Source organism: Streptomyces sp. MK37H (genome assembly GCF_018035285.1).
Lineage (GTDB): Bacteria > Actinomycetota > Actinomycetes > Streptomycetales > Streptomycetaceae > Streptomyces > Streptomyces endocoffeicus.
The window spans coordinates 1-6,242 of the sequence record NZ_JAAAYH010000500.1 but is presented as its reverse complement, the minus strand read 5'-3'; the positions used below and the strand labels follow the sequence as shown (position 1 = coordinate 6,242).

The window sequence follows — 6,242 nt, the reverse complement described above, 5'->3', positions numbered from 1 at the left end:
ACCCGTTGACCACCGCGGCCTCGTCCCGCACCGGCACCCACACATTCATCCCGCTCGCCCCGTGCGCGGCGATCCCGCGGGCCGACAGCGCGGCCAGCAGGGCCTCACGCCGTCGGGCGTAGGCGGACCGCGCCGCGGTGACCAGGCCCTGGGTCTCCGGGTCGGTCATCAGCCGGGCGACCGTTTCCTGCAGCACATGGCTGACCCAGCCCGAGGTCAGCAGCATCCGGCCGTCATGGCGCGCCAGCGTCGTACGGTCGCAGGCGAGCGCGCCCCACCGCAGGTCGGTCCCCAGGTGCTTGGAGACGGTGCGCACCTGCGCCCAACGCGCCGGAGGGCCCGCGGCGCCGCCCGAGCCACCCGCCGTGAGGCTGTACAGCGGCACCCCCGCGACATCCGCGGCATGATCGTCCTCGATCACCAGCACCTCACCCGGCGCCTCGCCCAGAACCCCCAGCAGCTCATCCCGGCGCCCCGCCGAGAACCAGCCGCCGTAGGGGTTCTGCCCGCGCGGGCTGCAGATCAGCGCACGCGCCCCCGCCCGCAGCGCAGCCCGGAGCGCGTCCGGCCGGATCCCCTCGTCGTCCACGGCCACCGGCACGCTCCGCAGCCCCAGCGCCGGGACGAGGTCCAGCAGATGGTGGTAACCGGGGTCCTCCATCGCCACCGCGTCACCCGGTCTGAGCTCGACCGACAGCAGCCGGGCCACGCAGTCCAGCGCGCCATGGGCGAAGCTCAGGTGCTCGGCCGGTACGCCGTCGCGCTCGTACCAGGCGCGGGTCAGCTCCTCCAGACCGGCCAGCCGGGGCTGGGCGCGGTGCGACCGCACTCCGGGGGACAGCCGCGCGGTCGGCAACAGGGCAGGCAGGAAGGCCGGATCGGGATGACCGCCCGCCAGATCGCGCACGCCATCCGGCACCGGCGGCGGGCGGCGCGAGGCGACGGCGGGCGTCGGGGCGACCACCGTGCCGCCCCGCCCCTGGGTCACCACGATCCCGCGCCGCCGCAGCTCCTTGTAGGCGGTCGCGACGGTGCCGGGGCTGACGCCCAGCCGCTCCGCCAGCCGACGCACCGGAGGCAGCGCGGTACCGGGTGCCAACGCCCCCTCCACCACGCCTTGTTCGACGGACGCGGCAATCCCCTTGGCCGACGCACCGGTGATCTCATATTGTGTCGCCACAGATGTAACTCTGTATCAATACAAAAGAGAATGTCAAGGGGGACCAGGGTGGGCAAGCCAACGCGCCGCACCGCGCTCAGCGACCGCATCCCCGGCGGCCGGGACGGCCGACGCATGCTGATCGTCACCTTCGTCGACCGGATCGGCTCGGGCCTGTGGGGCGCGACCGCGACGCTCTACTTCACCTTCGCCGCCGGGCTCAGCACCGCCGAGATCGGCGTGCTGCTCGCCGTATCCGGAGCCATCGGCATCGCGGGCCCGCCCCTCGGCGGCCTCCTCGCCGACCGCGTCCGGCTGCGCCCACTCCTGATCACCGTCCAACTGGTGCGCGCCGCCGCCTCATCGGCCCTCCTCACCACCACCGACCTCCGGCTCCTGCTCGCCATCGCCTCGGTGGGCAGCCTCGGCGACCGTGCGGCCTCCGTCCTGACCAAGCTGTACGCGACCCGTGTCGCAGGCCCCGAGCGCGTCCGCTACCAGGCCATCAGCCGCACCGCGATGAACGTCGGCTGGGCCGTCGGCGGTCTCGCGGCGGCCGCGGCACTCACCGGCGGCACGGTCACGGTCTACCGCTGGCTGCTGATCGGCGACGCGCTCTCCTTCGTCGCCTCCGCGCTGTTCACACTCGGCTGCGCCGAACCGCCCTCGGCCTCCCGCATCGCGGCCGCATCCGCATCCGCGGAACCCGGCGAATCCGCCTCCGCGGAATCCGCATCAGCCACCGTTGAGTCCGCACCCGCCCCCGCGGAATCCGCATCCGCACCCGAGAAGACCACTGCCCCCAACCCCTGGCGCGACCGCCGCTATCTCGCCTACACCGCCAGCGAGGCCGTCCTCTTCCTCGACGACTCCGTCTTCAAGGTCGGCCTGCCGCTGTGGGCCGTGACGGCCACCAGTACACCGCATCAACTCGTCCCCCTGCTGCTCGTCCTCAACAACGTGCTCGTGGTGCTCTTCCAGGTCCCGTTCGCCCGCTTCGGCGCCACCCCGCACACCGCACGCACCTCGCTGTGGCCGCTGGCCGGTGCCTTCCTCGTCGGCGGGGCCGCGCTGGCCGCCTCGACCGTCGGCGCGCCCTGGTTCGCGGCCGCCACGCTGGTGCTGGCCGCCACCGCGTTCACCGTCGCGGAGATGCTGCACGCCACGATCTCCTGGGAGCTGTCCGTGGTCCTCGCCCCGCCCACCGCACAAGGCGCCTACCTCGGCGTGCACGGCCTGGCCCAGGCCGTCCAGCGCAGTGCGGGACCCCTCGCGGTGACGGCGGCGATCGCGGTGGGCCCCCTCGGCTGGCTCGGCCTCGGCGCAGGGCTCGCCGCGATGTGCGGCGCCCAGCGCCACCTGGTACGGGACCGCGGTGACGGAGCGTTGTCAGTGGTCCCGGTTACGGTGAGTGAGCACTGAACATCCGCGCTGAGGGGGAGTCATGGCGCACACCGGACGCAGGAGCCACCGGAACCGCCCGGGCGGGCACAGCAAGCCGAAGACACAGAAGCCGACGACGCGGCAGCGCACGAGGAGGCAGACCACCCGGCGCGCCCTCCGCAGAGAGGTGCCCAGCACCGTGGCCCTGCTCGCCGACGAGCGGGACTTCGCCGCCATGCGGCACTACGCGTCATTCGCCTTCGACGACCACGGAGCGTACCTACGGGAGATGGAGGGGCTGTTGAAGGCGCTCGCCGCCAAGGGCGTGCACACCACCGTCGCCCTCTTCGACCCCGTCGCCTACGAGGAGTTCTGCGCGGACACCCGGCTCGACCCGGACGCCGCCGCGAGCCGCACGCGCTATACGGCGGAGCTGGCCGCCGGGGGCGGCACCGTCACCTACGAGGGCCAGCCGATCGCCCGCCTGGTGCCCCGGCTCATCGGCGTGGCCGAGGAGCAGGCCACCTGGGAGTACGCCACGGCGCTGCTCTCCCGCGCCGGCCACCGCGGGGAGTGCCATGACGACACCACCGCCCGCGCCGCGTTCGACCGCGCCGGGGCCGCGCTGCGCGCGGTCGTCGAGGCGGTCGGGCCGGGCGTCCACCATCTGGTCTGCAGCGTCCCGGCGGACGGCACCTCGCTGGTCGCCGTGCTCCACGCCGACGCCCGGGAAGCGGGCCCGCCGAAGCTGGCCGAGCCCTCGGGGCTGGTCTTCCGCACCGTCCTGGCCTGCGGTTTCGCCCTGCGCAGCCCCGGTGGCCTGGTGCTGCGCACCATCGTGGCGGACTCCCCGGAGACGGTCCGCGGCTGGGCGCTGCAGGACGGCTGGCTGCGCCCGCTGAGCGAGGCGGAGGTGTTCACCGCGTACTGCACCGACGCCGAGACCGGTGAACCCATCCCCCCGGAGCACGGCGTCGAATACCGGGCGGGCATCCCGCTCAGCCGCCCGGAATGACCGAAGGCGTCCCGCCACCCGGCGGGACGCCTTCATCAACAGCTCAAAGCCCAAAGCCCACGGCTCACATCTCACAGCTCACCGGCTCATTCGCCGGACAGCACCGCCTGCGCCGCCCGGCGGGCATCCTCCGCGGTGTCCGCCGCGCGCGCCGCGGAGGCGGCCCGCTCGCACTGCGCCAGCGTGTGCTTGGCCAGCGTCGCGCGCACATACGGAATGGAGGCCGCACCCATGGAGAGGCTGGTGACACCCAGACCGGCCAGCACACACGCCAGCAGCGGATCGGAGGCGGCCTCACCGCAGACACCACAGCTCTTGCCCTCGGCCTGCGCGGCCTCCGCCGACGCCGCCACCAGGTCGAGCAGCGCGGGCTGCCACGGGTCCTGGAGCCGCGACACCGCACCGACCTGACGGTCGGCCGCGAAGGTGTACTGCGCCAGGTCGTTGGTGCCCAGCGAGAGGAACTCGACCTCCTGGAGGATCGAGCGCGCCCGCAGCGCGGCGGACGGAATCTCCACCATCGCGCCGAACTTGGCCCGCAGCCCCGCCTCGCGGCACGCGTCCGCGAACGCCTTGGCGTCCAGCCGGTCGGCCACCATCGGGGCCATCACCTCGAGATAGACCGGCAGCCCCTCCGACGCCTTGGCCAGCGCCGTGAGCTGCGTCCGCAGCACCTCGGGATGGTCCAGCAGGGTACGCAGACCGCGCACGCCCAGCGCCGGGTTGGGCTCATCGGCCGGGGTGAGGAAGTCCAGCGGCTTGTCCGCGCCCGCGTCCAGGACCCGCACCACCACCCGGCCCTCGGGGAATGCCTCCAGCACCTGCCGGTACGCCGCGACCTGCTTCTCCTCCGACGGCGCCTGAGTGCTGTCGTCGAGGAAGAGGAACTCGGTGCGGAACAGCCCCACACCCTCGGCGCCCGCCTCGACCGCCGCCGGCACATCGGCCGGTCCGCCGACGTTCGCCAGCAGCGGCACCTTGTGCCCGTCCGACGTCGCACCCGGACCGGAGGAGGCGGCGAGCGCGGCCCGGCGCTCCTCGAAGGCCCGCGTCAGCTCGGCCCGCTTCTCCTCGCTCGGGGACACGAAGATCTCGCCCGTGCTGCCGTCGACGGCGATCAGGGTTCCCTCGACCAGATCCCCGGCACCCGGCAGCGCGACCACGGCCGGCACCCCCAGGGCACGGGCGAGGATCGCGCTGTGGCTCGTCGGCCCGCCCTCCTCGGTCACGAACCCCAGCACCAGCGTCGGGTCGAGCAGCGCGGTGTCGGCGGGGGCGAGGTCTCGCGCGATCAGCACATACGGCTCATCGCTGTCCGGCACACCCGGCATCGGCACACCCAGCAGCCGCGCCACAATCCGGTTCCGCACATCGTCGAGGTCGGCCACCCGGCCCGCCAGATAGTCACCGGCCCCCGCCAGCAGCGCCCGGTAGGCGGCGAAGGCGTCGTACACCGCGCGCTCGGCGGTGCTGCCCACGGCGATCCGCCGCTCGACATCGGCGATCAGCTCCGGGTCCTGCGCCATCATGGCCTGCGCCTCGAGCACGGCCTGGGCCTCGCCGCCCGCCAGATTGCCGCGCGCGACCAGATCGGCCGCCACGGCCTCCACCGCCTGGCGCGCCCGCCCCTGCTCACGCGGCGCCTCATCGGCCGGAATCTGCTTCGCCGGCGGCTCCAGGACCGCCGTCCCCATATGGCGCACCTCGCCGATGGCCACCCCGTGGCTCACGCCGACGCCTCGCAGCGTTGTCTCCATGTCACCCGTCCCCGGTCGATACGGCGGAACCCCGCCATGGTGGATGTCGTACCCGCGGTGCGCCGCCCGGCCCGGTGCCCATTGGCCAACGGGCGCACGCCCGGCTCACCAGTTGAACAGTGTGTCGCCCGTCTTCACATCGACGTCCTCCTTGACGTCGGACAGGGCATCGGCCGTGGCCTCGAGCGCCACGATCGGGCAGATCGGCGACTTGCCCGCGGCCACGGCGGTGGCCGGGTCCCAGCGCACGATCGCGTCACCGCGCTTGACGGTGTCCCCCTTGTTGATGAGGACCTCGAAGCCCTCACCGTTCAGCTGCACGGTGTCGATGCCGAGGTGAGTGAGCACACCGTGCCCCTCCCCGTCCACGACGACGAACGCGTGAGGGTGCAGGGAGACGACGATGCCGTCGACCGGGGCCACGGCCACGAAGGGCTCGAGGACTGGGTCGATCGCCGTGCCCGGACCGACCATGGCGCCGGAGAACACCGGATCGGGCGCCGCTTCGAGTCCGATCACGCGGCCGGCGACCGGTGAGGTCACGCTGGTCATGGGAGCCTCCCGGGGGGTGAAGATTCATCACGCGCCGTCACCACCTGTCCCGGACAGCGCACTGCCCAGAAGAGTAAGTCATAGGAACTACGGATTCCGCACACGTGGCGCAGGCAGGAGGGGGTGCCCGGGCAAGGAATCGATTTGCCACGGCCGCGCGGGGCGCTGTACTGTCGTATCCCTGCCCACCGGATGAAGCACTGCGGACATCTGCGTGCACATCCAGGTTCAGGGCGGCGCCATCAGCTACTTGATCCAAATCTCGGATCCGCTTTCGCATGCCTTGCGAGAGACACGGGTACGGAGAGCCGGAAATAGTCTGATAGCGTGTGAAACACCGAAGGGAAGCGCCCGGAGAAACCGGTGAAACGGTTTT

At 72.7% G+C, this 6,242-nt stretch carries 5 protein-coding genes; 2 read left to right on the top strand and 3 right to left on the bottom strand.

All coding sequences use genetic code 11. The annotated features are described in order from the left end of the window. Positions 1-1,180, bottom strand: a 1,180-nt coding sequence (locus tag GWI24_RS38950) for an aminotransferase class I/II-fold pyridoxal phosphate-dependent enzyme (protein ID WP_210950755.1), incomplete at its 3' end; no start/stop codon positions are given. A 48-nt stretch (positions 1,181-1,228) separates the two neighbouring features. Here GWI24_RS38950 and GWI24_RS38945 point away from each other — a divergent pair. Beyond that, positions 1,229-2,581 carry an MFS transporter gene (locus GWI24_RS38945; protein ID WP_308344241.1) on the top strand — a complete coding sequence of 451 codons (1,353 nt, stop codon included), beginning with the start codon at positions 1,229-1,231 and terminating at the stop codon, positions 2,579-2,581. 22 nt (positions 2,582-2,603) lie between these two features. Continuing rightward, on the top strand, positions 2,604-3,557 hold the full coding sequence (locus GWI24_RS38940) for a hypothetical protein (RefSeq protein WP_210950754.1): 954 nt from the start codon (positions 2,604-2,606) through the stop codon (positions 3,555-3,557). Positions 3,558-3,643: 86 nt separating this feature from the next. Here the strand turns inward: GWI24_RS38940 and ptsP are convergent, their stop codons facing one another. Beyond that, a complete protein-coding gene (ptsP, locus tag GWI24_RS38935; protein ID WP_210950753.1) occupies positions 3,644-5,314 on the bottom strand; it encodes a phosphoenolpyruvate--protein phosphotransferase in 1,671 nt (556 codons plus the stop codon). A gap of 105 nt (positions 5,315-5,419) precedes the next feature. Then, positions 5,420-5,866, bottom strand: a complete 447-nt coding sequence (locus GWI24_RS38930) for a PTS glucose transporter subunit IIA (protein WP_210950752.1) — start codon at positions 5,864-5,866, stop codon at positions 5,420-5,422. Positions 5,867-6,242 lie beyond the last annotated feature (376 nt).